The sequence below is a fragment of the Flavobacterium sp. ENC genome, assembly GCF_020991415.1.
Lineage (GTDB): Bacteria > Bacteroidota > Bacteroidia > Flavobacteriales > Flavobacteriaceae > Flavobacterium.
In genome coordinates this window covers 15,093-36,454 of sequence record NZ_JAJMOY010000014.1, presented here as the reverse complement: position 1 = coordinate 36,454, position 21,362 = coordinate 15,093, and the positions used below count along the sequence as shown (strand labels likewise).

Below are 21,362 nucleotides of genomic sequence, written 5' to 3'. Positions count from 1 at the left end.
ATTTGATGATTTTTAACCAAACGTTAATTCTCTAAAATTGTTGTCCAATGATAAAGTGCGTTTCCCAGCCATTTGCTTTATTGGTAACAGATCCTGGTAAGGCATCGAAACCATAACCGAAATCAATACCCAATAATCCAAATGCAGGCATAAATACACGTAAACCAACACCCGCTGAACGATTCAGATCAAATGGATTGTAATCTTTAAACGTTGGATAAGATGAACCTGCTTCTAAAAACGTCAATGCATAAATAGATGCCGATGATTTTAGCGTAATTGGATATCTTAACTCCATGGAGAATTTATTATAAATTGTTGCTCCAATTTGTTGTCCGTATCTTGAATCTGTTTTGTCTTCAATAATTGGTGTCAATGAATTGTTTGGATAACCTCTTAACTGAATAGTCTCTCTACCGTCCATTGAGTAGTTAGCCATACCGTCACCTCCCAAATAGAAACGCTCAAATGGTACCAGACCTCTTGACTGGTCATACGCTCCTAAGAAACCAAATTCGGTTAATGTTCTTAAAACCAACTTGCCATATACTTTAGTATACCAGTCCGCTTTAAACTTCACTTTATAGTATTCTAACCAATTGTATTTTTTCTGATCGACTTTAGCAGGATCTGCAGCAGCTTCCTGATAGGTGTTTACTTTATTTCCGTTTGCATCAAGATAATCCCCTTTTCTGATCACTATACCATTTGCATCACCTTGAGTGGCATCTGCATCAGCGGTTCTTTTATATTCTTTCTGGTCTCCCAGTTTTGAATAATCAATACCATTAAATAATGAATAAGGAGGTGTGACTTTTGCAGAAATACTAAACTCTGAACCATAAGTCGGGAATATCGGGTTAACCCCTTTATTACTTCTTGAAAGTCCGATCGTGTACGCTAAATTTCTTGACGCTCCATTACCAAAGGTAAACAATCCTGTATTATAATTGTTCAGATCATAATGCTGGTAACTTATCGATTGTGATAGTACGAAGTAATCATCCGGCACAGTAAGTCTTTTTGCAAGACCAACTTGTAAAGTCAGGATGTTAAAACTTTTACTTTTATCTACGTCTCTGGTAACATAATTGTTTAAGTATTGCTTGCTGTACGATATAGAAGAACTAAATTGTACTGGTTTTTTTCCTCCAAACCAAGGCTCTGAAAAGGATACACTGTACGTTTGGAAGTAAGTACTTCCCTGTAAACGAAGTGAAACTTTTTGACCATCTCCCATAGGTAATGGTTTGTATGCCTCTTTTTTAAATATATTTCGGGCTGAGAAATTGTTAAATGATAATCCTAAGGTTCCAATGAAACCTCCACCGCCATAACCTCCCTGAAGCTCAACCTGACTGGATCCTTTTTCAACAACATTGTATTCGATGTCAACAGTTCCTGCGCCGGCGTCTACATTTTTGAATTTCGGATCGATCGCTTCAGGATCAAAGAATCCTAATTGTCCGATTTCACGAATGGTTCTTACCAATTGTTCTTTACTGTATTTTTCTCCTGGCTTAGTTCTTAGCTCACGGTAAATTACGTGGTCATTTGTTTTGTCGTTTCCAACAACCGTTATTTTGTTAAAATAGGCGATAGGTCCTTCTGTAACCCTGATTTCAAAATCGATAGTATCATTTACTGTTTTTACTTCGACAGCATTGATATTCGAGAATAAATAACCGTTGTTTTGATATAGGTTAGTAATATCTTCCGCATCCGGTTTTGTTTTGTCTGCAATTCTTTTTTCAAGAAGTACACCGTTATAAACTTCTCCTTTTTTGATTCCTAAGTAGCGGTTCAGCAACTGATCCGAGTAAACCGTATTTCCTAAAAATTTAATATTTCCGAAGTAATATTTATTTCCTTCTTCCATTTTAATCTTAATGGCAAGCATATTTTTATCCTTGTTATACGTAACAGAGTCATAAATAATACGGGCATCGCGATATCCTTTTTCTTTATAGGTAGCGATTACTTTTTCTAAGTCAGTTTTGTATTTTTCAGGGATAAACTTTGAGGATTTTAAAATGCGAAGTACATTTTTCTGCTTCGTATCTTTCATGGCAGCCCTTAGTTTGTTATCAGTAAGCTGTGTATTGCCAATGAAATCGATACTGCTGATTTTTACTTTATCACCTTTGTCTACTCTCACAAGCATATTCACCTGATTTCCTGAAGTGGTATCCGGAGTAGTTGTTATGGTAACTTTGGTGTTGTAAAATCCATCTTTTTTATATTTATTTTCGATGTAATTTTTGGTAGTTGTAATTAAGTTTTCGTTTACAATTTTACTTTTGGTCAAATTGTTGTCCTTAATTAGTCCTTCTACCTTGCTCTTTTTAATACCAACAAACTTAACTTCATTTAATTTCGGAAGTTCAATAATATCAAGGTCAAGGTAAATACTGTCGTTCTCGACTTTATTTACATAAAAAGCAATTTCATCAAACAGGCCAAGTTTGCCTAATTTTTTAATAGCGCCACTGATTTCTTCTCCGGGAACAGTTATTTCCTGTCCTTTCTGAAGCCCCGAAAAAGTAACAACAGTTTGCTCATTGAAGCTTATTTTACCAACAACAGAGACTTTAGCAAGAATATATTTTTTTCCCTGATCAAAAGGAACTTTATCTTGTGCTTTTATTTGTGAAAAACTACCCAAAACAAGCAGGGTAAGGACTATTTTTATTCTTTTTTGTAACACTAAAAAATTATTTAATTTGTTCACTGGTTTTTCCAAATCTACGTTCTCTTTTTTGATAACTAATAATAGCCTCATATAAATCCTGGTCTTTAAAGTCTGGCCACAAGACATTAGTAAAATATAATTCTGCATAGGCAATCTGCCACAGCAAAAAGTTACTTATTCTATGTTCTCCACTTGTTCGTATTAATAAATCTACGTCAGGTAAATTTTGCGTGTAAAGATGCTCATTTATAATTGAATCGTCAATAGTGTCTATTGAAATTATATTATTTTTAACTTTATCACTGATGATTCTCACAGCATTTACCAATTCTTCTCGTGATCCGTAACTTAAAGCCAGTGTTAGCGTAAGACGCGTATTGTTTTTTGTTTTTTCAATAACATCCAAAAGTTCTTTTTGAGCCGATTTTGGTAATTTGTCAAGATTTCCAATGGCATTCAGTCTGATGTTATTTTCCTGCAAAGTAACCAGCTCCTTTTTTAAGGAATTGATTAGTATTTTCATCAGGGCTTCAACTTCGAGTTTAGGACGATTCCAGTTTTCTGTTGAAAAAGCATACAGGGTTAAATACTCAATGCCTAGTTTGGCACAGGTTGTAATCGTTTTTTTTACGGATTTTGTTCCATTTTCATGGCCAAATGCCCTTAAAAAACCTTGTTGTTTGGCCCAACGGCCATTTCCGTCCATGATAATGGCCAGATGTTTGGGTAAATTTGTTTGATCTATAGAGTCTAGTAAGTTCATTTTATTATTCTGCGCAATAGCAAGGTTTTTGTCCAAAGGTATAAGTTAAAGTGATACCCGAAAAGACATACCAGTCATTATTATTTAAATTTCCAAAACGTAGAGGGGCTAAGTTTCCATTGTCCGGATTACTTCCGTCAATATTGTCAGTAAACGTGTAGCGTGCACCCACTTCAGCTCCTAAAATTAAATGAGGAGTTACATTCGATTTTATACCTAATATTATAGGTATAGCAATTGAGTTCGAATTTTTATCCTTTATAGTTTTTCCTCCTGATACATGTAATTCATCAAAAGTAAAGAAACTTAATCCGGAATATATATAAGGTGTAATTTTTGGATGGTAATCATGAAGATTAAAATCGAAAAAGTTAAATTCTAAACCCGCAGAAAGTTCCTTGATATTGTTTTTGAATTTGTAACCTCTTCTGTTGCGTCCCGTTTCTTTGGAATCAAGGTCGTTTCCGATAACGCCTGATTGTGTATACGAAAATCGATAGGAATGACGGGGGCTTTTGTTCCACTTATACAAAATACCAAACGCCGGCTTCTCAGGAGAAACATAACTTGTATTTCCCACGTCACCAACAAAGTTACTTCCGCCAAGAAAAACACCGATCTCATTGATTTGAGCGTTCAGTGTAATAAAGGGGAAAAAACATAACAATAAATTAAAAATTTTCTTCATTTAATTAAAAATTGCGTGCAAATATAATAATTATCAATACGAATCAACGTTTGTTTAGTTAAATGTGCTTTTTTTTCAATTTACATTATGATTTTGAGACATTTAATGAAGATTCACTACAGGCAGAACGGGAAAAAGTACTATAATCGTATAGCAGCGAATCAGAAAAGAGATTAATTTCTCTTATCTTCTCCCCAAAGCAATTTATTTCTTAAGGTTTTCAGGAAAGTTTCGCCTGGAATTTCAACCATTTTTATTTTAAAATCTGTTTTTTTAATCGTGAGGATGGATTCATTTTTTACGGAAGAAATCCTGGAATCAAGGGAAACCAGATATTGATCTTCTCTTCCTGAAACGCGAAGTTTTACCTCGGTGTCGTCCGGTATGACAAGTGGTCTTGCGGTTAAGTTGTGAGGAGCAATTGGTGTAATGACCAGACTTTTTACTTCGGGCGTTAATAACGGGCCTCCACAGCTTAAGGAGTACCCTGTAGATCCCGTTGGTGTCGATATGATTAATCCGTCAGCCCAGTAAGAATTCAGATATTCATTGTTCAGGTAGGTTTCGACAGTAATCATCGAGGTGGTGTCTTTTCTGCTTACGGTAACCTCGTTCATGGCAAAATTCATTTCTGCAATAGCATCATTTTCCGGCTCGCAGGTCAAACTCAGTAATGTTCTTTCTGAGGTGGTGTAGTTTTTGTCGATTACAAATTGTAAAAAGCTGTCAATGTTTTCCTTTTGAACTGTAGCCAGAAATCCTAACCGTCCTGCGTTGATTCCCAAAATAGGAACGCCCGAATTGCGAACCAGGGTGGCAGCTCTCAGGATAGTTCCGTCACCGCCAATACTGATCAACATTTCAAAGCTATCATCTAATGAAGTACTTTGTGAAAAGGTCGTATAGTCATTGTTAACGAGCTGCTTTTCATAAAGCATCTTCAGGAAATTTTCTTCAATTACCATCTCAACATTATTCGAATGGAAAAACGAGAAAATATCTTTTATGATAGGCTCGGTACTGTTTTGATAATATTGTCCGTAAATGGCTACTTTCATTTTTTACAATTAGATAATGAGTCAATCGGATAATCGGATAATGGGTCAGGAATTATCCAGTTGACTCATTATCTAATTTTCTAATTTTATATATTAAGGTATTTGTCTAAATAATCAGAACGTTCTTTTAAACTGTTGATATAAGTGTCTTCCTGGTGTTCAGAAATAATCTCGTAATTATACCTCCTGAAAGTCTGAATGATTTCGTTCATTGCCCCCAATCCGATCTTTATTGTAATCTGAACATTTTCCATATCAGCTTCGGATATGAAACAGCCTAAAATTTTACCGTTGTTGCTTTCTACAATCTGGGTGATCTGACTCATGGAATAATCTACAATTCCTTTTTGAACGATAATAATGCCGCCTTGCTCTTTTAAAAATGGGGTTTCCTTAAAAAACTTCATAATATCTTCCATTTCATAATAGCCGATATAAGTATTGTTTTCGTCCAGAACCGGAACAGTATTGGTATGATTTTTAGCAAAAACTTCTAAAAGGTCTAGCCAAATCATTGATTTTCGTGCAAAAAAGCGCTCTAAAGTGTATTTGTAATCGATAGCTTTCTTGTCAGTATCAAAAGTTTCAACATCATCAGAAGCGATGCTTCCAATGAAAATACCGTTTTCTAAAACCGGAAAATGTGAAAAATTTACGTCGGCGAAGAAGTCCTGAACCGACGCTATCGTTTCCTGGCTGTCGATTGCTCGAAAATCGTTTGTGATATAGTTGGTAATTTCTGTCATAAATCAGTTGTAGATATTTATTGCAAAATAATCAAAAAATAGCAAAAACTGCTACGTTTTACTTTGTATTTTTGTGGTAACAAATATAATGTTACTAGAATTAATTATCTCTTTATATGACAAAATTAAGTGTAAATATCAATAAAATTGCAACCCTCAGAAATGCGCGTGGCGGAAATGTTCCTGATTTACTAAAAGTAGCGACAGATATTCAGAATTTTGGCGGTCAGGGAATCACCATTCATCCACGTCCCGATGAACGTCATATTCGTTATCAGGATGCACGTGATTTAAAAGCCATAGTACATACCGAATATAATATAGAAGGAAATCCACAGCATAATTTTATTGATTTGGTTCTGGAGTGCAAACCGACTCAGGTTACTCTGGTGCCGGATGCCATTGGTGCTATTACCTCTTCTGCAGGTTGGGACACGATTAAAAACCAGTCTTATTTAAGTGAAGTAATCCAGGAATTTCAGCGTAACGGAATCAGAACCTCCATTTTTGTTGATCCGGTTTTAGAAATGATCGAAGGAGCAAAAAAAACCGGAACGGAAAGAATCGAATTGTACACAGAAGCTTTTGCGCACGAATATCAGCTGGGAAACAAAAACGGAATAGATCCTTATGTGAAAGCTGCAGTCTTAGCCAACGAATTAGGTCTCGGAATTAATGCAGGTCATGATTTAAGCCTGGATAATATTCAGTTTTTCAAACAAAATATTCCGGGATTATTAGAGGTTTCTATTGGACATGCCTTAATTGCAGAAGCACTTTATCTTGGTTTGGATAATGTGGTGAACATGTATTTGAATAAATTGAAGTAAGATTTGTAAAGAGTTATTTCTCAGAGATACAAAAAAAAACACAGAGATTCTCAGAGAAATTTTGTGCTTCTTTGCGTAAAACTTTTGTGAGTCTTTGCGGAATAAATTTTTCAATAAAAAAAAATATAAAATGTTATACTCAAAAATAGAAGGTGAAGGAAAACCATTTATCATTATGCACGGATTTCTGGGAATGTCTGATAACTGGAAAACACTTGCCGGACAATATGTGGAAGCCGGATTTCAGGTTCATATTTTAGATTTACGAAATCACGGACGCAGTTTTCATTCGGATGAATGGAGTTATGAAGCCATGGTTCAGGATGTATTCGAATATTGTCAGGCCAATCAGTTAACTAAAACAGATATTTTAGGACACTCGATGGGAGGGAAAGTAGCTATGCTTTTTGCCACTACACATCCGGAAATTGTAGATAAACTAATTGTGGCAGATATTGGTCCGAAGTTTTACAAACAGCACCACCAGGATATTTTGGCAGGTCTTAATGCAGTTGATTTTTCTGTAAAACCAAGCCGTAATGATGTTGAAGCTATTTTGTCGCAATACGTTCCGGACTCTGGAACACGTCAGTTTTTGATGAAAAATTTATATTGGCAGGAATCTGGGCAATTAGCATTTCGATTTAATCTGGCTGTTTTTAATAATAATCTCGAAGCAATTGGTGTCGCTTTGCCGGAAAGTTTGGTTTTCGACAAGCCAACACTGTTTATTCGTGGTGGAAATTCCGGTTATGTGTTAGATGCCGATTTTGATGCGATACGTCAGCATTTCCCAAAGGTGAAGTTCGAAACCATTCCTAATGCAGGACACTGGCTTCATGCCGAAAATCCAAAAATGTTTTTTGAATTGACTACTGCGTTTTTGAAAGAATAATTAATTAAGTTTTTTGTTAAAGATTAAATGATTCTCGCAGATTAAGATTAAAATGTTTGGAAAAAAAATCTTTTCAATCCTTTAATCGATGGCAAAAAATAACAATTCAGTAGTTGATAATTATAAAATTCATTACTTTTATTAAAACTTTAAATCAAAAAAAACTATGAAATTATTACTAAGACTTCTTGTTACTGCAGCGTTGGTTTTGTTAATCGCCAATTTATTATCAGGAGTTCACGTGGCCAGTTTTGGAACAGCTGTAATTGTGGCAGTGGTTTTAGGGTTGCTTAATATTTTTATAAAACCTATATTAGTCATCCTGACATTGCCGGTAACAGTTATTACTTTGGGCTTATTTTTATTGGTAATTAATGCAGTCATTATTATGCTTTGTACTAATATTGTTGGAGGTTTTGCGGTTGATTCATTCTGGACAGCGTTAATATTTAGTGTTATATTATCTATACTGCAGTCTATTACTTATAAAATAGTAGGAGACGATAAATAAATCAAAATTAAAAACAGGATAAAAAGTCCTTCAAATACAATAGATTAAAAACTTGGCTGGGTTGCAAAAATTTTATAATTTTGCAACCCAATTTTATTATGTAAATTAAAGAAGAAGATGGATATTAAAAGAATAGCAACAGACGCTGTGAATGAAACAATTGTAATGACAGTTGTTCACATGGATTATAAAGGTCAGGTAGCAAAAAGAATAAACGAAAAAATGCCTTTGGCTACCGTAAAAGGTTTTAGAAAAGGACAAGTTCCTAAAGACCTTGTTGAAAAACAATACGGAAAAGCAATTAAGCAGGAAGAAGTTAAAAAAGTAGTTGATTTGGCTTTAGAGCGTTTTGTTCAGTCTGAAAGATTAAATCTTTTAGGAACTCCTCTTGCAAAAGAAAACGAAAACTTTGACTGGGATGCAGAAGAACTAACTTTCGAATACGAAATTGGTTTAGTGCCAAATTTCGAAATTGATTTGGAAGCTAAAAATGATATCGTAAAATATATCGTTACGGCTGATGATAAATTAATAGACGGACAAGTAGAGCGTATCCAGAAACAATTCGGAAAACCAATTCCACAAGAAGTGGTTGCTGCAGATTCAGATTTGACAGGAACTTTCTCAAACGAAGAAAAAGGAATCAACAATACTACTACAATTTCGGTAGCTACATTCAACAAAAAAGCAGGGGATAAATTCATCGGTAAAAAAGTTGGGGATGTAGTTAAAGTAAGCACTAAAGGTTTGTTCGAAGATGACCACCAGTTAATGGATTACCTGAAAGTGGGTCATGATGACGTTCACGGTTTAGATATTGAAGTAGATTTTACTATCGAAGCAATCAACGGTGCTGAATTGGCAGAATTAAACCAGGAATTATTTGATAAACTTTTCGGTGAAGGAAAAGTAGCTTCTTTAGAAGATTTAAAATCTAAAATTAAAGAAGATGCAGAAGCGCAGTTCGCACAACAGGCAGACCAGAAATTATTGTTGGACGTTCAGGACTTCCTGATCGAAAGCACTAAATTTGATTTACCTGCTGAATTCCTTAAAAAATGGTTACAGACTGTTGGCGAGAAAAAACTTTCTGCTGAAGAAGCTGAAGTGGAATATGCAAGATCTGAAAGAGGATTGCGTTTCCAGTTAATCGAAGGAAAAGCAATGGCTCAAAGCAATATTCAGATCACATTTGAAGATTTGAAAGCTTTCACAACAAAAGCAATCAGACAACAAATGGCTCAATTTGGACAAACAAACCCAACTGACGAAGAAGTTCAGGGAATCGTAGCCAGAGTTTTATCGAATCAGGAAGAAGTAAAAAGACTTTCTGAGCAGGTAGTAGCCGAAAAATTGTTGGAAGTATTTAAAGAAAAAGCAAATCCAACAACTAAAGAAGTAACTTACGACGAATTTATTGCTGCGTCTTACGGAGAATAATTTCTAAAAAAATAAGTATATTTGAGCGTCAGGAGATTTTTTTCCTGACGCTCATTTTTTTTGTTTTAAGTTTTTATTTTTGTTTCAGGTTTCAAGTTTTTATTGGAACGCACGTGAAGCAACCTGAAACCTGAAACCTGAAACTTTCAAAACAAAAATAAGACAAATTGACATCCTTTAGAAAGAGGTATAACCTTTGATGGAGAATGAATAGATAAAACGTAAAACTTAGAACACTTAAAATATGAACTACGGTAAAGAATTCAAAAAATTTGCTACAAAGCACCAGGGAGTAAACGCAATGTACTACGATAAAATCGTAGCTGCAATGAACCCGACTAATATGACTCCGTATATTATCGAAGAACGTCAGTTGAATATTTCTCAACTGGACGTGTTCTCCAGATTAATGATGGACAGAATTATCTTTTTAGGAACAGGTATCGACGATCAGATCGCGAATATCGTTCAGGCACAGTTGCTTTTCCTGGAAAGTGCAGATGCTTCAAAAGATATTCAGATTTATTTAAATTCTCCTGGAGGAAGTGTTTACGCCGGATTAGGAATTTATGACACGATGCAGTACATCAAACCGGATGTAGCAACAATCTGTACAGGAATGGCAGCTTCTATGGGAGCCGTTTTATTATGTGCAGGTGCAGCAGGAAAACGTTCTGCTTTACCACATTCAAGAGTCATGATTCACCAGCCATCAGGAGGTGCTCAGGGAGTTGCAACTGACATGGAAATCAACTTGCGTGAAATGCTGAAACTAAAAGATGAATTATACAACATCATCTCTCAGCATTCAGGACAGTCCTTTGAAAGAGTACACAAAGACAGTGAACGCGATTACTGGATGAAAGCTGACGAAGCAAAAGAGTATGGCATGATTGATGAAGTGTTGAGAAGAGGATAAAATTAGTATTCAGTTTACAGTCTCAGTTTACAATAGGTGACTGAGACTTTAAACTGCGACTGAGAACTAAAAAAAATGGCAAAAGTAGTATTAGAATGTTCGTTTTGTGGAAGGAAAAAGCCAGAAACCAATTTATTGATTGCAGGTATCAATGCACATATTTGTGATAAGTGTATTGAACAGGCACACGGAATTGTATTAGAAGAATTAAAATCAAGCGGAAGCTCAAAACTAGTTGGTGATTTAATCTTAAAGAAACCAAAAGAAATCAGAGCCTTCCTCGATCAATATGTTATTGGACAGGATCAGACTAAAAAAGTAATGTCAGTTGCGGTTTACAATCACTACAAACGTTTAATGCAACAGCAATTAGACGACGAAGTAGAGATTGAGAAAAGTAACATCATTATGGTGGGTCAGACCGGAACCGGAAAAACACTGGTTGCAAAAACTATCGCAAAAATGTTAGACGTTCCTTTGGCTATTGTTGATGCTACCGTACTGACAGAAGCAGGTTATGTAGGCGAAGATGTCGAAAGTATTTTGACACGTCTGCTGCAGGCTGCCGATTATGATGTAACCAAAGCCGAAAGAGGAATCGTTTTTATTGATGAAATTGATAAAATTGCCCGTAAGAGCGATAATCCATCGATAACTCGTGACGTTTCCGGTGAAGGTGTACAACAAGCTTTACTGAAATTATTAGAAGGAACAGTTGTAAACGTACCACCAAAGGGAGGACGTAAACACCCGGACCAGAAATTTGTTGAGGTAAATACGCAAAATATTTTATTTATTGCCGGTGGGGCATTTGATGGGGTTGAACGTATTATTTCGAAACGTCTAAACCGTCAGGCAGTGGGGTATTCTACTTCTAAAAATGTAGACAATATCGACAAGGATAATTTATTGCAGTACATCATCCCGAAAGACATTAAAGATTTCGGACTGATTCCGGAGATTATTGGCCGTTTGCCGGTTCTTACGCATATGGATCCTTTAGACAGAGAGACTTTGCGTGCGATCTTAACGCAGCCGAAAAACGCCTTAATCAAACAATATCAGAAGTTATTTTTGATGGATGAAGTAGAATTCAGCATTACAGATGAAGCTTTAGATTTTATTGTAGACAAAGCTTTGGAATACAAATTAGGAGCTCGTGGATTGCGTTCACTATGTGAAGCAATTTTGACAGATGCGATGTACGAATTGCCAAGTTCAGACGATAAAGTACTGACAATCGATAAAGATTATGCCAAACATACTCTGAATAAAAATTTACTGAAGCGTATGGAAATTGCTTCGTAAAGTTTAATTTCAATAAAATAAAAACCACCTGACAAAAATTATTTGCAGGTGGTTTTTTTATTTTGAAAAAGGACTATTATTTTACAATTTTTAAATATGGGTTAATAGTAGAAACTAACTCATTATTTAGCCAAACGGTTTTTTTAGAAACAGAATTTGCAGATCGGCTGTATTCAATTTTTAGAATATCGGTATTGCTTTCTGTCCATTGAATATAGGTTTCAGGATATTGTTCTTCTTCAGAACTATTTAAAAAAACGCGCATAACATAGCGATTATCTTGTTTGAATATGGCAAAATTTCGGGGATTATCAGTACCGCCGCCATCTCCCTGAATTAATTTGCCTTTAACCAGATATAATATCTTTATTTTACTTTGATCAAAAGCATCAGAATTAGTAGGGTTCAGCAGGTCAAGACCATTTGAATTAGTAACAGCTATATTTAAAGTTGCGTCATAATTGAATCCATGTATCACTTCATCAGAATTACAGCTAAATAAAGTAAAAGCAATTAAACCAATTGAAATAATTTTTTTCATTTAGTAAAAGTTTAAATAGTTTCAGTAAATATAGGCAAAAAGGCATTAAAGATTTTTACTGAACCCTAAACTTCTCCCGATATTCAATAGGTTTCATGCCCACCATTTTATAGAATACTTTTCTAAAAGCTTTAGGGTCGTTATAGCCCGTTTTTTCAATGATTTCAGAAATCGAAAGCTGGGTTTGTTCCAGGTATTTTTTAGAACTTTCGACTCTGATATTTTGCAGATATTCTATTGGAGGAATTCCCGTAACCTGTTTAAAACGTCTGGTCATATTTCGGGTACTGGTGGGAATGTCTTTGGTGATTTCTTCTAGTTTTTCGATGGTACTGTAGTGATTTTCTATTTTTTGCTGTAACATCGCTACCAGACTGTCATTGTGTAAATGATTGGGCCTGAATGTGCTGAAATAACTCTGTTTGTAGCGGTTTAAATCAATCGAGAAAATTTTTGCAATCTGAACTGCAATTTCGTTTCCGCAATATTTCTGCACCAGAAGAATCAGTAAATGAAAAGTTGAGGTCGAGCCGCCACTGGTGTAAAGGCTTCCATCTGCGGTTAAAGTTTCCTCGGATTTTAGTTTCACTAACGGAAATGCTTTCGTAAAGGCGCTGCAGGCATCAACATGCGTTGTGGCCAGTTTTTCATTTAATAAACCCGAAGCCGCAAATAAAAAGGCACCGGTGCAAAAACTCGCCAGTTCAGCTCCGGCCTTATGTTGTTTTTGCAGCCATGGAATGAATTTTTTGTTCTTCGCAATCATTTCACTCATATTATCTGTGGTGAAAGCCGGAATCAAAATCAAATCCAGGTCCTGATTACAGTTTTCTATGGAATTCACCTTATATCCAAACAATTGTTCCCCACTGATCTGTTCTGAAGACTGGAAAACCATAATGTCAAAAGGTTTTTCAGTTCCCTTGTACAATTTATTAGCCGTTTCAAAAACTTCTAAAATTGCTGCAATGCTTAATAATTTATAGTCATGCGGCACAATTAAACCTGTTTTTTTACTCATGGTTTTGTTCTTTTGGAAAATTACTTTCTTACAAAAATATAAAAATTGTCTTAAATGACCCTAAAGTTGACTTTTAATGTAGCATTATGCTTTTTGTAATATTTTACATTTGTTTTAATTAATTTGTAATTTTATAGATATGAAAACAAAAATTTTCTTAAATCTTGCTGTAAAAGATTTAAACCGATCTATTGCATTTTTTACTCAATTGGGCTTTTCGTTTAATCAGAAATTCACAAATGAGAAAGGAACTTGTCTGATTATTGATGAAAATATAAATGTAATGCTTCTGGTGGAGGAGTTTTACCAAACCTTTACGCATAAAGAAATTTGCAATACGGCTACGACCAGCGAAGTTCTAATTTCAATTTCACTTGAAAGTCGGGATAAGGTCGACGAAATGATTGGGAAGGTGGTTCAGGCTGGCGGAACAGAATACACAGAGACAAAGGATTATGGCTGGATGTATCAGCGTAATTTTCTGGATATAGACGGTCATCATTGGGAAGTTTTCTTTATGGATGAAAGTCAGATTCCGGAAATGAGTTAATAAGAAGCTATAATAGATTTTAAAAATAGTAGAAGATGATAACGGTACAAAACACCATTAATGCATCCATTGATACAGTCTGGGATTTCTGGACTTTGCCGGAACATATAGTCAATTGGAATATACCTTCTCCGGACTGGCACAATCCATATGCGGAAAATGATTTAAAAGTAGGCGGAAAATTCAAATACACAATGGGAACAAAAGACGGGAGCATGGGTTTCGATTTTGAAGGCACCTACACTAAAGTAGACCATCATGCTTTGATAGCGTATAAACTTCTGGATAACAGAACAGGAATAGTTCGTTTTGAAACGGCTGGCAGTACTGTGAAAATTGCAGAAACATTTGAACCCGAAAAAGAAAATTCCGAAGCCCTGCAGGAGCAATTCTTAAAAGGAGTTATTGCTAATTTTAAAGCGTATGTTGAAAGTTTTAACCGAAATACACAAATATAAATTTTAATAAACAGATAATGATAACAGTACAAAACACGATTAATGCCTCAATAGACAAAATCTGGGAATTCTGGACCTTGCCGGAACATATTACAAAATGGAGTTTCGCTTCCCCGGACTGGCACACGCCTTACGCAGAAAATGACCTGAAAGAAGGAGGGAAATTCAGATCGACGATGGCAGCAAAAGATGGCAGTATGAGTTTTGATTTTGAGGGTGAATATACTTTAGTAAAACAAAATGAGGCTATAGAATATGTAATGGCCGATGGCCGAAAGGTCGAAATTACTTTTGAGGTAACCCCAAACGGAGTAGAAGTAAAGGAAAGTTTTGATCCCGAAACGCAAAATCCGGAAGAAATGCAGCGTGGCGGCTGGCAGGCGATTCTGGATAATTTTAAAAGTTATGCTGAAAAAAATTAGTTTTTTGAAGTTCAAAGTGACTAAGCGACAAGGTTTGTTCTTTTTGAAAATATTAAATTAAAAATAAAAACACTTTAGCAATTTTACGAAAGATAAATTTCGCAGCAAAGACTTAAATGATCTTATATAACTTATATGGTTTAGTAATTTAAAAAGAAAGAAAATGGCAAAGCAAATTTGGTTAAATCTGCCCGTTAAAAATGTGGCAAAGGCGAAAGACTTTTTTTGGAAAATAGGTTTTTCTTTTAATGAACAACATGACACTCCAACCTCGACTTGTATGTTGGTGGGAGAAGGAAATTTTGTAGTGATGCTTTTTGAAGACACTTTGTTCGAAAGCTTTTCTAAAAACAAAATTGCAGATACACAATTAAGTTCAGAAATCCTGATCTCGATTGATGCTGAAAGTACAGCAGAAGTAGATGAATTGGCGGAGAAAGTTAAAAAAGCCGGAGGTACTGTTTTTGCGCCTCCTGCCGAAAGCCAGGGATGGATGTACGGCGCCGGTTTTGCCGATTTGGACGGCCATCGCTGGAACGTTTTATATATGGATTTTAGTAAATTACCGCAACAACAGTAAAGATGGAAACATTAGAATTTAAAATCAGGATTAAAGCTCCGGCAGAAAAAGTCTGGAACATTTTATGGGCAGAGGAAACCTATAAAAAATGGACAGGGGCTTTCTGTGAAGGTTCTTACGCCGTAAGCGACTGGAACGAAGGAGATAAAATACATTTTATGTCGCCGGGCGGAGAAGGAATGAATAGTATCATTGAAACTAAAATTCCAAACGAATATATGGCTTTTAAGCATATAGGTGAAATAAAAGACTTTAAGGAATTGCCTGTCGACGAGGAAACAAAAAAGTGGAGCGGCGCAATGGAAACGTATCGATTAACACCTGATGATGAATTTACTGATTTGGCCGCTCAGGTGGATGTAGTCGAAAAATACCTTGATTACTTTAAAGAAGCTTTTCCGAAAGGACTGGAAACAGTGAAAGAATTGGCAGAAGATAGAGAATAGAATAAAGAGAATAGAAACAATAAACAACAAACAACAAAGATTATGGCAGCAATAAATCCTTATTTGCTTTTTAACGGGAATTGTGAAGAAGCATTTTTATTTTATAAATCCGTTTTTGGAGGTGAATTTCCGTATATCGGGAAGTTTAAAGACATACCGGAAGAAGATGACAGCAATAAAATGTCTGAAGAAGACGGAAACAGAATCATGCACGTTTCCCTGCCAATTGGCAATACCGTTTTAATGGGAAGTGACAGCCATCCAAAATTTGGAGATTTGCGTATTGGAGATAATTTTTCAATTTCCATTAATACAGAAAGCAGGGAAGAAGCAGACCATATTTTTAACGGACTCTCAGCCGGGGGGCAGATAGAAATGCCGATGAATGATACCTTCTGGGGCGCTTATTTCGGAATGTTCAAAGATAAATTTGGTGTAGGATGGATGGTCAATTTTGACGAAAAACAGCCAAATGAATAACCAATAAAGTTATGTTATTCTAATAGCGGAACATAATTGTTAAATTACTTGAAAAAGCACATGATTATGTGCTTTTTCTTTTCAAAAAAACAAAGATTATTCTTTTTTATCAATAATAGATTGCCGATTTTTGTCGCTTCTTAATCAATAAAGAAAAAATGGCAATAGAAGATAAAGAGATTATTTTATTAAAAGTTTCAGGTCACGATAAACCAGGAGTTACAGCTGGTTTGACAGCAGTATTGGCAACTTATGATGCCGTTATTTTAGACATAGGCCAGGCCGACATTCATGATACACTTTCTTTAGGTATTTTATTTGAAATTGAAGCAGGTTCCAGTTCCGGACCCGTTTTAAAAGATTTATTGTTTAAAGCTTACGAATTGGAAATCAAAGTTAAATTTATTCCAATTTCTATTGAAGATTACGAAATGTGGGTAAAATCACAATCGAAACAACGATATATCATTAATATTTTGGGAGAGAAGTTAGCTGCTTCGCAATTGGCAGCAGTAACTAAAATATTATCTGATCAGAATTTGAATATCGATTCTATTATAAGATTAACAGGCAGGACTTCTATCATCGAAGTGGAAGAAAATCCACGCTCTTGCATCCAATTATCCGTTACCGGAGAAATTGTAAATAAGATTGTGATGACAGCCAGTTTTATGCAGATTTCAAGAACTTTAGATGTTGATATTTCTTTTCAGGAAGATAATATCTACAGAAGAAACAGACGCCTTGTTTGTTTTGATATGGACTCTACGCTGATCCAGGCTGAGGTAATTGACGAATTGGCCGAACTGAACGGGGTAGGCGAACAGGTAAAAGCAATTACGGAACTGGCTATGAATGGTGAAATTGATTTCAACGAAAGTTTCAAACAGCGCATGGCTTTGCTGGAAGGTTTGAGTGAAGATGTTTTACGATCCGTTGCTGAAAAATTACCCATAACAAAAGGAGCACACCGTCTGATGAAAGCCTTAAAATATTACGGGTACAAAACGGCCATTCTCTCCGGAGGATTTACTTATTTCGGGGAATATCTGCAAAAGGAGTTAGGAATCGATTACGTTCACGCCAATCAATTAGAAATTAAAGACGGTAAGTTAACCGGGAAATACCTGGGCGATATCATTGACGGGCAGAAAAAAGCCGAACATTTACAGGCTATTGCAGACAAAGAAGGCATTCATATTAACCAGACCATAGCGGTTGGTGATGGTGCCAATGATTTGCCGATGCTCAACTTAGCCGGTTTAGGAATTGCGTTTCATGCCAAACAAAAAGTAAAAGAGAGTGCCTCCACTTCAATCTCAAGTTTAGGGCTTGATGGTGTTTTGTACTTATTGGGCTATCACGACCGATATATCGATATGATGTAGGTAAGAATTCAAATAAACTAAAAAATAAAAAAAACCTTAGCTTTCAATAAAGCTAAGGTTTTTTTTAAGGGCATGTCCCTCCGGGTCGGGCTATTCGTTTCAATCTTTTTGTTTTTAAAGAAAAAACAAAAAGGATTTCCACTGCTATCCCTCATGCGATTCAGTGGAATTACCGTTTTCCTGATTTTTCCGGGATTTTAATTCTTTTTTAATTTCTCTTAAATTATTCAGATTTAAAATAAGTATGGGCAACAATGCAATAGGAACAATCTGGGTAGCACCAAATCCTTTTTTTACCACAAGAAAGATGTTGATGCCCAATAAGAAAAGTAATATAACTGCAAATCCGTATGTGATTCCTTTCAGCATCTTTTCATTCTTAACGAGATCTTCAGTATCCATTTCACTAAATTTCTTATTCTTCATCTTTTAGATTTTAATTGTTAAGCTCAATGTTTTTAATTGCTCCGATAGGAGCGATTTTTATGGACTTGTTTTTTGGTGTGAGATAAAAATAATAAGAGCTATTGGAATCTATCAAAAAAACAGCCTCCGTTTCTCCGGTATTAAAGGTGAGTTTTTGTTTATACTCCAGTTTATTGTCTTTAATTTTTCGCACCATTTTTTGTCCGCCGCCAATTCCTAGACCCAGAAAAAAACTTAGTATCCCAATGCTTATTGAAAGTAAAAATGTCTGTGTTAGTTTTGCTTTGAGTACGTTGTCCTGTAATTCATTTTCTTTAATGTTGAAAGTTTTTTTAACACGGTCATTATGCCTGTACTTATAGACGAAAATTAGAATAAGAAGTATACAAATAGCAAAAAGAAGCAGGCTTAATAAAACAATGGGGTTTGAAGTTAAATCGGCAATGGGACTTATGAGGATGTCCATAATGGTCGAGTATTTCAAAATATTTATTTTCAGCTGATAAAAATAAACACTTTCTTTTAAAATCCCCATTATGACAAGGAACAGGTAGCCTATTGGAATTAAATTTTGTATTTTTTCTATTGACTTCATTTAGCCCTTCTGATTTATTTTAAGATTCTTATAAAATTACATCTCCTTCAATTGCTCCAGATAATCACGTTGATTCGAAAGCCTCGGGATTTTATGCTGTCCTCCTAATTTATCGCGTTCTTTTAACCAGTCGTAAAATAAATTTTCTCTGGCCACATTAATCACCAAAGGATTTAAAGTCATGTTGTTGTGACGTTTCGCTTCATAATCAGAATTTAACGTCTGCAGTGTTTCATCCAGCACTTTCTGGAAAAGACCAACATCAGCCGGTTTTTTCTTGAATTCAATCATCCATTCGTGAGCGCCTTTTTCTTTGTCCTGCATAAAAATGGGAGCAACGGTATAATCGATTACTTCGGTCTGCGTAAGCTCGCAGGCTTTGGCAATGGCCTGATCGGTATTTTCAACCATTAATTCTTCGCCAAATACATTGATGTGGTGTTTGGTTCTTCCCGTCACGCGAATACGGTAAGGGTTTAATGAAGTAAAACGAACCGTATCTCCGATTAAATAACGCCATAAACCGGAATTAGTAGTAATGACAATAGCGTAGTTCTTATTCAGTTCAACATCTGCCAGACGAATTACTTTCTGGTTGGGCGTTCCGAAAGTATCCATTGAAATGAATTCGTAGAAAATTCCATAATCCAGCATTAGTAATAAATCACTTGAATTATTCAGATCCTGAATGGCAAAAAAGCCTTCTGAGGCATTGTATATTTCGTAATATTTAAAATCTTTGCTGGGTAATATTTTTTTGTATTGCTCTTTGTACGGAGAAAAACTAACGCCTCCGTGAAAGTAAACTTCAAGATTGGGCCAGATTTCGAGTAAACTTTCTTTTCCGGTGTTTTCCAGTACTTTATTCATTAGTACCAGCATCCAGGAAGGAACCCCGGCAAAGCTGGTTACATTTTCGTTTTTTGTTTCATTGATAATAGCGGCAATTTTAGCTTCCCACTCACTCATCAAAGAGGTTTTGCTGCTGGGCGTACTGCTGAATTCAGCCCAGATCGGCATGTTTTCTATCAAAATTGCAGAAAGATCCCCGAAAAAGGTATTGTTGTTTTCGTAAATCTGGGAGCTTCCGCCTAAACGAAGGCTTTTTCCCAAAAACAATTCAGAATCTTCATTGTTGTTCAGGTACAGACAAAGTAAATCTTTACTCCCCTTATAATGACAATCTTCAAGTGCCTCGGTGCTTACCGGTATAAATTTGCTTTTGGCATTGGTAGTCCCGCTTGATTTAGCAAACCATTTGATCGGGGTTTCCCAAAAAACGCCCTGTTCCCCCTGACGTGTTCGTTCAATAAGAGGCTGTAATTCTTCATAAGTGGCAATGGGCACACGTTCCGTAAAAGTCTGATACGATTTAATGGATGAAAATTCATATTGTTTCCCAATAACCGTGTTTTCAGAAGCTGTCAGTAAGTTGTGCAGCAATTCTTCCTGAACTTCATTCGGATATTTTAGAAAGAGCTCTATTTGATGGATTCTTTGTTTCAGAACCCAGGATGCAAACGAGTTTATTATGGATAAGGGCATGGGAATTTTAGATTTTAGATTTTAGATTTCCGATTTGGATTAAAAACAGGAAATTTAAAATTTGAATATCGATATACAAATATTAACTTTGGCGTTGTATCAAAAATAGTGTTTTTTTGCAAAAAACAATTTATTTAAGGGAAAGATTACGTTTCAAAATTTAAACTTTCGAAATAAAATCCAATCATCAGAAGTAATCTGAAATCTAAAACCAACAATCTGAAAATCTAATGACATACCAAGGAGTACTTACAAAAATGCAGACAGAAATGGGAAATCCTATTCAGTATTATCTGGTTTTTGAGGACAGTTTTCTCAATATGAATCAATTATTGAATAAAGAAATTGAGATCAATTTTATGGGTTACCAATGTTTGAATTGTTCCAAAAAGAAGAAAATATTCAGACAGGGCTTTTGTTATGACTGCTTCTATTCGAGCCCTGCAGTTGGGGACTGGATTATGAGACCTGAATTGAGTACCGCGCATTTAGGAATTGCAGACCGGGATTTAGAATTTGAACAAAAAGTACAATTACAACCTCATATTGTATATCTGGCGGCAGCAAGTGAAATAAAAGTGGGGGTAACCCGTAAGACACAGGTTCCTACCCGCTGGATTGATCAGGGCGCCAGCCAGGCCATCGCCATTGTGGAGGTTCCGAACCGATATTTGGCAGGAATCACCGAGGTGGCCTTAAAAAGCCATTATACCGATAAAACCAATTGGCGAAAAATGCTTCAGAACGGTACGGAAATCTTTGATTTAATTAAAGAAAAGGAAAAAGTCGAAAGCTTGATTCCGGCTGAAGCAAGAGAATATTTTTATAGTGAGAAGAATGATTTATATGAATTGCAATATCCTGTTTTAAATTTTCCGCCAAAAGTGGCGAGTTTAAATTTAGACAAAACTGCTTCGTTTCAGGGAAAACTCATTGGAATAAAAGGACAGTATCTGATTTTTGAAAATGGTACTGTTTTTAATGTTCGAAGCTCTGAAGGATATGTCGTTACTATAAACGTCTAGGTTTATCGCTGAATCGTCTACAGTTATGGGCAGAC

Annotated in this window: 24 protein-coding genes; 14 read left to right on the top strand and 10 right to left on the bottom strand. The window is 35.6% G+C overall.

The window, feature by feature from the left end; all coding sequences use genetic code 11:
- Positions 1-31 precede the first annotated feature (31 nt).
- The 5 genes from LPB89_RS21350 to LPB89_RS21330 all read right to left on the bottom strand — a co-directional run bounded on the left by LPB89_RS21350 (position 32) and on the right by LPB89_RS21330 (position 5,947).
- The gene (locus LPB89_RS21350) at positions 32-2,782 is read right to left on the bottom strand and encodes an outer membrane protein assembly factor (protein ID WP_230703639.1); all 2,751 of its coding nucleotides are present in this window, start codon (positions 2,780-2,782) and stop codon (positions 32-34) included.
- A complete protein-coding gene (locus LPB89_RS21345; RefSeq protein ID WP_127337660.1) occupies positions 2,715-3,455 on the bottom strand; it encodes an isoprenyl transferase in 741 nt (246 codons plus the stop codon). Before LPB89_RS21345 ends, LPB89_RS21350 begins: the two co-directional genes overlap by 68 nt.
- A gap of 4 nt (positions 3,456-3,459) precedes the next feature.
- A complete protein-coding gene (locus tag LPB89_RS21340; RefSeq protein ID WP_230703638.1) occupies positions 3,460-4,143 on the bottom strand; it encodes a DUF6089 family protein in 684 nt (227 codons plus the stop codon).
- Between the two features lie 173 nt (positions 4,144-4,316).
- The gene (locus LPB89_RS21335; protein WP_230703637.1) at positions 4,317-5,201 is read right to left on the bottom strand and encodes an NAD kinase; all 885 of its coding nucleotides are present in this window, start codon (positions 5,199-5,201) and stop codon (positions 4,317-4,319) included.
- An 86-nt stretch (positions 5,202-5,287) separates the two neighbouring features.
- A complete protein-coding gene (locus LPB89_RS21330) occupies positions 5,288-5,947 on the bottom strand; it encodes a CBS domain-containing protein (protein ID WP_230703636.1) in 660 nt (219 codons plus the stop codon).
- A gap of 116 nt (positions 5,948-6,063) precedes the next feature.
- On the opposite strand from LPB89_RS21330, the gene LPB89_RS21325 reads away from it, so the two are divergent.
- From LPB89_RS21325 to clpX, 6 genes are all read left to right on the top strand, one after another.
- On the top strand, positions 6,064-6,777 hold the full coding sequence (locus LPB89_RS21325) for a pyridoxine 5'-phosphate synthase (RefSeq protein ID WP_230703635.1): 714 nt from the start codon (positions 6,064-6,066) through the stop codon (positions 6,775-6,777).
- Positions 6,778-6,907: 130 nt separating this feature from the next.
- Positions 6,908-7,672 (top strand): alpha/beta fold hydrolase, encoded by a 765-nt coding sequence (locus tag LPB89_RS21320; RefSeq protein WP_230703634.1) that lies wholly within the window; start codon positions 6,908-6,910, stop codon positions 7,670-7,672.
- A 166-nt stretch (positions 7,673-7,838) separates the two neighbouring features.
- Positions 7,839-8,183, top strand: coding sequence for a phage holin family protein (locus LPB89_RS21315; protein ID WP_127337654.1), 345 nt, complete (start codon positions 7,839-7,841; stop codon positions 8,181-8,183).
- 117 nt (positions 8,184-8,300) lie between these two features.
- Entirely contained in the window at positions 8,301-9,623 is a 1,323-nt protein-coding gene (locus LPB89_RS21310) for a trigger factor (RefSeq protein WP_230703633.1), read from the top strand.
- Positions 9,624-9,867: 244 nt separating this feature from the next.
- Positions 9,868-10,542 (top strand): ATP-dependent Clp endopeptidase proteolytic subunit ClpP, encoded by a 675-nt coding sequence (gene clpP / locus LPB89_RS21305; RefSeq protein WP_132031542.1) that lies wholly within the window; start codon positions 9,868-9,870, stop codon positions 10,540-10,542.
- Between the two features lie 75 nt (positions 10,543-10,617).
- Positions 10,618-11,850 carry an ATP-dependent Clp protease ATP-binding subunit ClpX gene (gene clpX / locus LPB89_RS21300; protein ID WP_230703632.1) on the top strand — a complete coding sequence of 411 codons (1,233 nt, stop codon included), beginning with the start codon at positions 10,618-10,620 and terminating at the stop codon, positions 11,848-11,850.
- 76 nt (positions 11,851-11,926) lie between these two features.
- On the opposite strand, the gene LPB89_RS21295 is transcribed toward clpX, so the two are convergent.
- Both LPB89_RS21295 and LPB89_RS21290 read right to left on the bottom strand, forming a co-directional pair.
- The gene (locus tag LPB89_RS21295) at positions 11,927-12,391 is read right to left on the bottom strand and encodes a hypothetical protein (RefSeq protein WP_230703631.1); all 465 of its coding nucleotides are present in this window, start codon (positions 12,389-12,391) and stop codon (positions 11,927-11,929) included.
- A gap of 55 nt (positions 12,392-12,446) precedes the next feature.
- A complete protein-coding gene (locus LPB89_RS21290; protein ID WP_230703630.1) occupies positions 12,447-13,412 on the bottom strand; it encodes a GlxA family transcriptional regulator in 966 nt (321 codons plus the stop codon).
- A gap of 139 nt (positions 13,413-13,551) precedes the next feature.
- On the opposite strand from LPB89_RS21290, the gene LPB89_RS21285 reads away from it, so the two are divergent.
- From LPB89_RS21285 to serB, 7 genes are all read left to right on the top strand, one after another.
- Positions 13,552-13,962 carry a VOC family protein gene (locus tag LPB89_RS21285; RefSeq protein ID WP_230703629.1) on the top strand — a complete coding sequence of 137 codons (411 nt, stop codon included), beginning with the start codon at positions 13,552-13,554 and terminating at the stop codon, positions 13,960-13,962.
- Between the two features lie 35 nt (positions 13,963-13,997).
- Positions 13,998-14,420, top strand: a complete 423-nt coding sequence (locus LPB89_RS21280; protein ID WP_230703628.1) for an SRPBCC domain-containing protein — start codon at positions 13,998-14,000, stop codon at positions 14,418-14,420.
- Positions 14,421-14,437: 17 nt separating this feature from the next.
- Positions 14,438-14,842 carry an SRPBCC family protein gene (locus LPB89_RS21275; RefSeq protein WP_230703627.1) on the top strand — a complete coding sequence of 135 codons (405 nt, stop codon included), beginning with the start codon at positions 14,438-14,440 and terminating at the stop codon, positions 14,840-14,842.
- A gap of 163 nt (positions 14,843-15,005) precedes the next feature.
- Positions 15,006-15,422, top strand: a complete 417-nt coding sequence (locus LPB89_RS21270; RefSeq protein WP_230703626.1) for a VOC family protein — start codon at positions 15,006-15,008, stop codon at positions 15,420-15,422.
- A 2-nt stretch (positions 15,423-15,424) separates the two neighbouring features.
- Positions 15,425-15,868, top strand: coding sequence for an SRPBCC domain-containing protein (locus LPB89_RS21265; protein WP_230703625.1), 444 nt, complete (start codon positions 15,425-15,427; stop codon positions 15,866-15,868).
- A gap of 42 nt (positions 15,869-15,910) precedes the next feature.
- Positions 15,911-16,348 (top strand): VOC family protein, encoded by a 438-nt coding sequence (locus tag LPB89_RS21260; protein WP_230703624.1) that lies wholly within the window; start codon positions 15,911-15,913, stop codon positions 16,346-16,348.
- A 158-nt stretch (positions 16,349-16,506) separates the two neighbouring features.
- Positions 16,507-17,736 carry a phosphoserine phosphatase SerB gene (gene serB / locus LPB89_RS21255; protein ID WP_230703623.1) on the top strand — a complete coding sequence of 410 codons (1,230 nt, stop codon included), beginning with the start codon at positions 16,507-16,509 and terminating at the stop codon, positions 17,734-17,736.
- A 144-nt stretch (positions 17,737-17,880) separates the two neighbouring features.
- On the opposite strand, the gene LPB89_RS21250 is transcribed toward serB, so the two are convergent.
- The 3 genes from LPB89_RS21250 to LPB89_RS21240 are packed head-to-tail and all read right to left on the bottom strand — an operon-like array spanning position 17,881 to position 20,302.
- A complete protein-coding gene (locus LPB89_RS21250; protein ID WP_230703622.1) occupies positions 17,881-18,162 on the bottom strand; it encodes a redox-active disulfide protein 2 in 282 nt (93 codons plus the stop codon).
- Between the two features lie 10 nt (positions 18,163-18,172).
- Entirely contained in the window at positions 18,173-18,757 is a 585-nt protein-coding gene (locus LPB89_RS21245) for a hypothetical protein (protein ID WP_230703621.1), read from the bottom strand.
- A 36-nt stretch (positions 18,758-18,793) separates the two neighbouring features.
- Positions 18,794-20,302, bottom strand: a complete 1,509-nt coding sequence (locus tag LPB89_RS21240; protein WP_230703620.1) for a GH3 auxin-responsive promoter family protein — start codon at positions 20,300-20,302, stop codon at positions 18,794-18,796.
- A gap of 230 nt (positions 20,303-20,532) precedes the next feature.
- Between LPB89_RS21240 and LPB89_RS21235 the strand changes: the two genes are divergently transcribed.
- The gene (locus LPB89_RS21235) at positions 20,533-21,327 is read left to right on the top strand and encodes a DUF2797 domain-containing protein (protein WP_230703619.1); all 795 of its coding nucleotides are present in this window, start codon (positions 20,533-20,535) and stop codon (positions 21,325-21,327) included.
- Positions 21,328-21,362 lie beyond the last annotated feature (35 nt).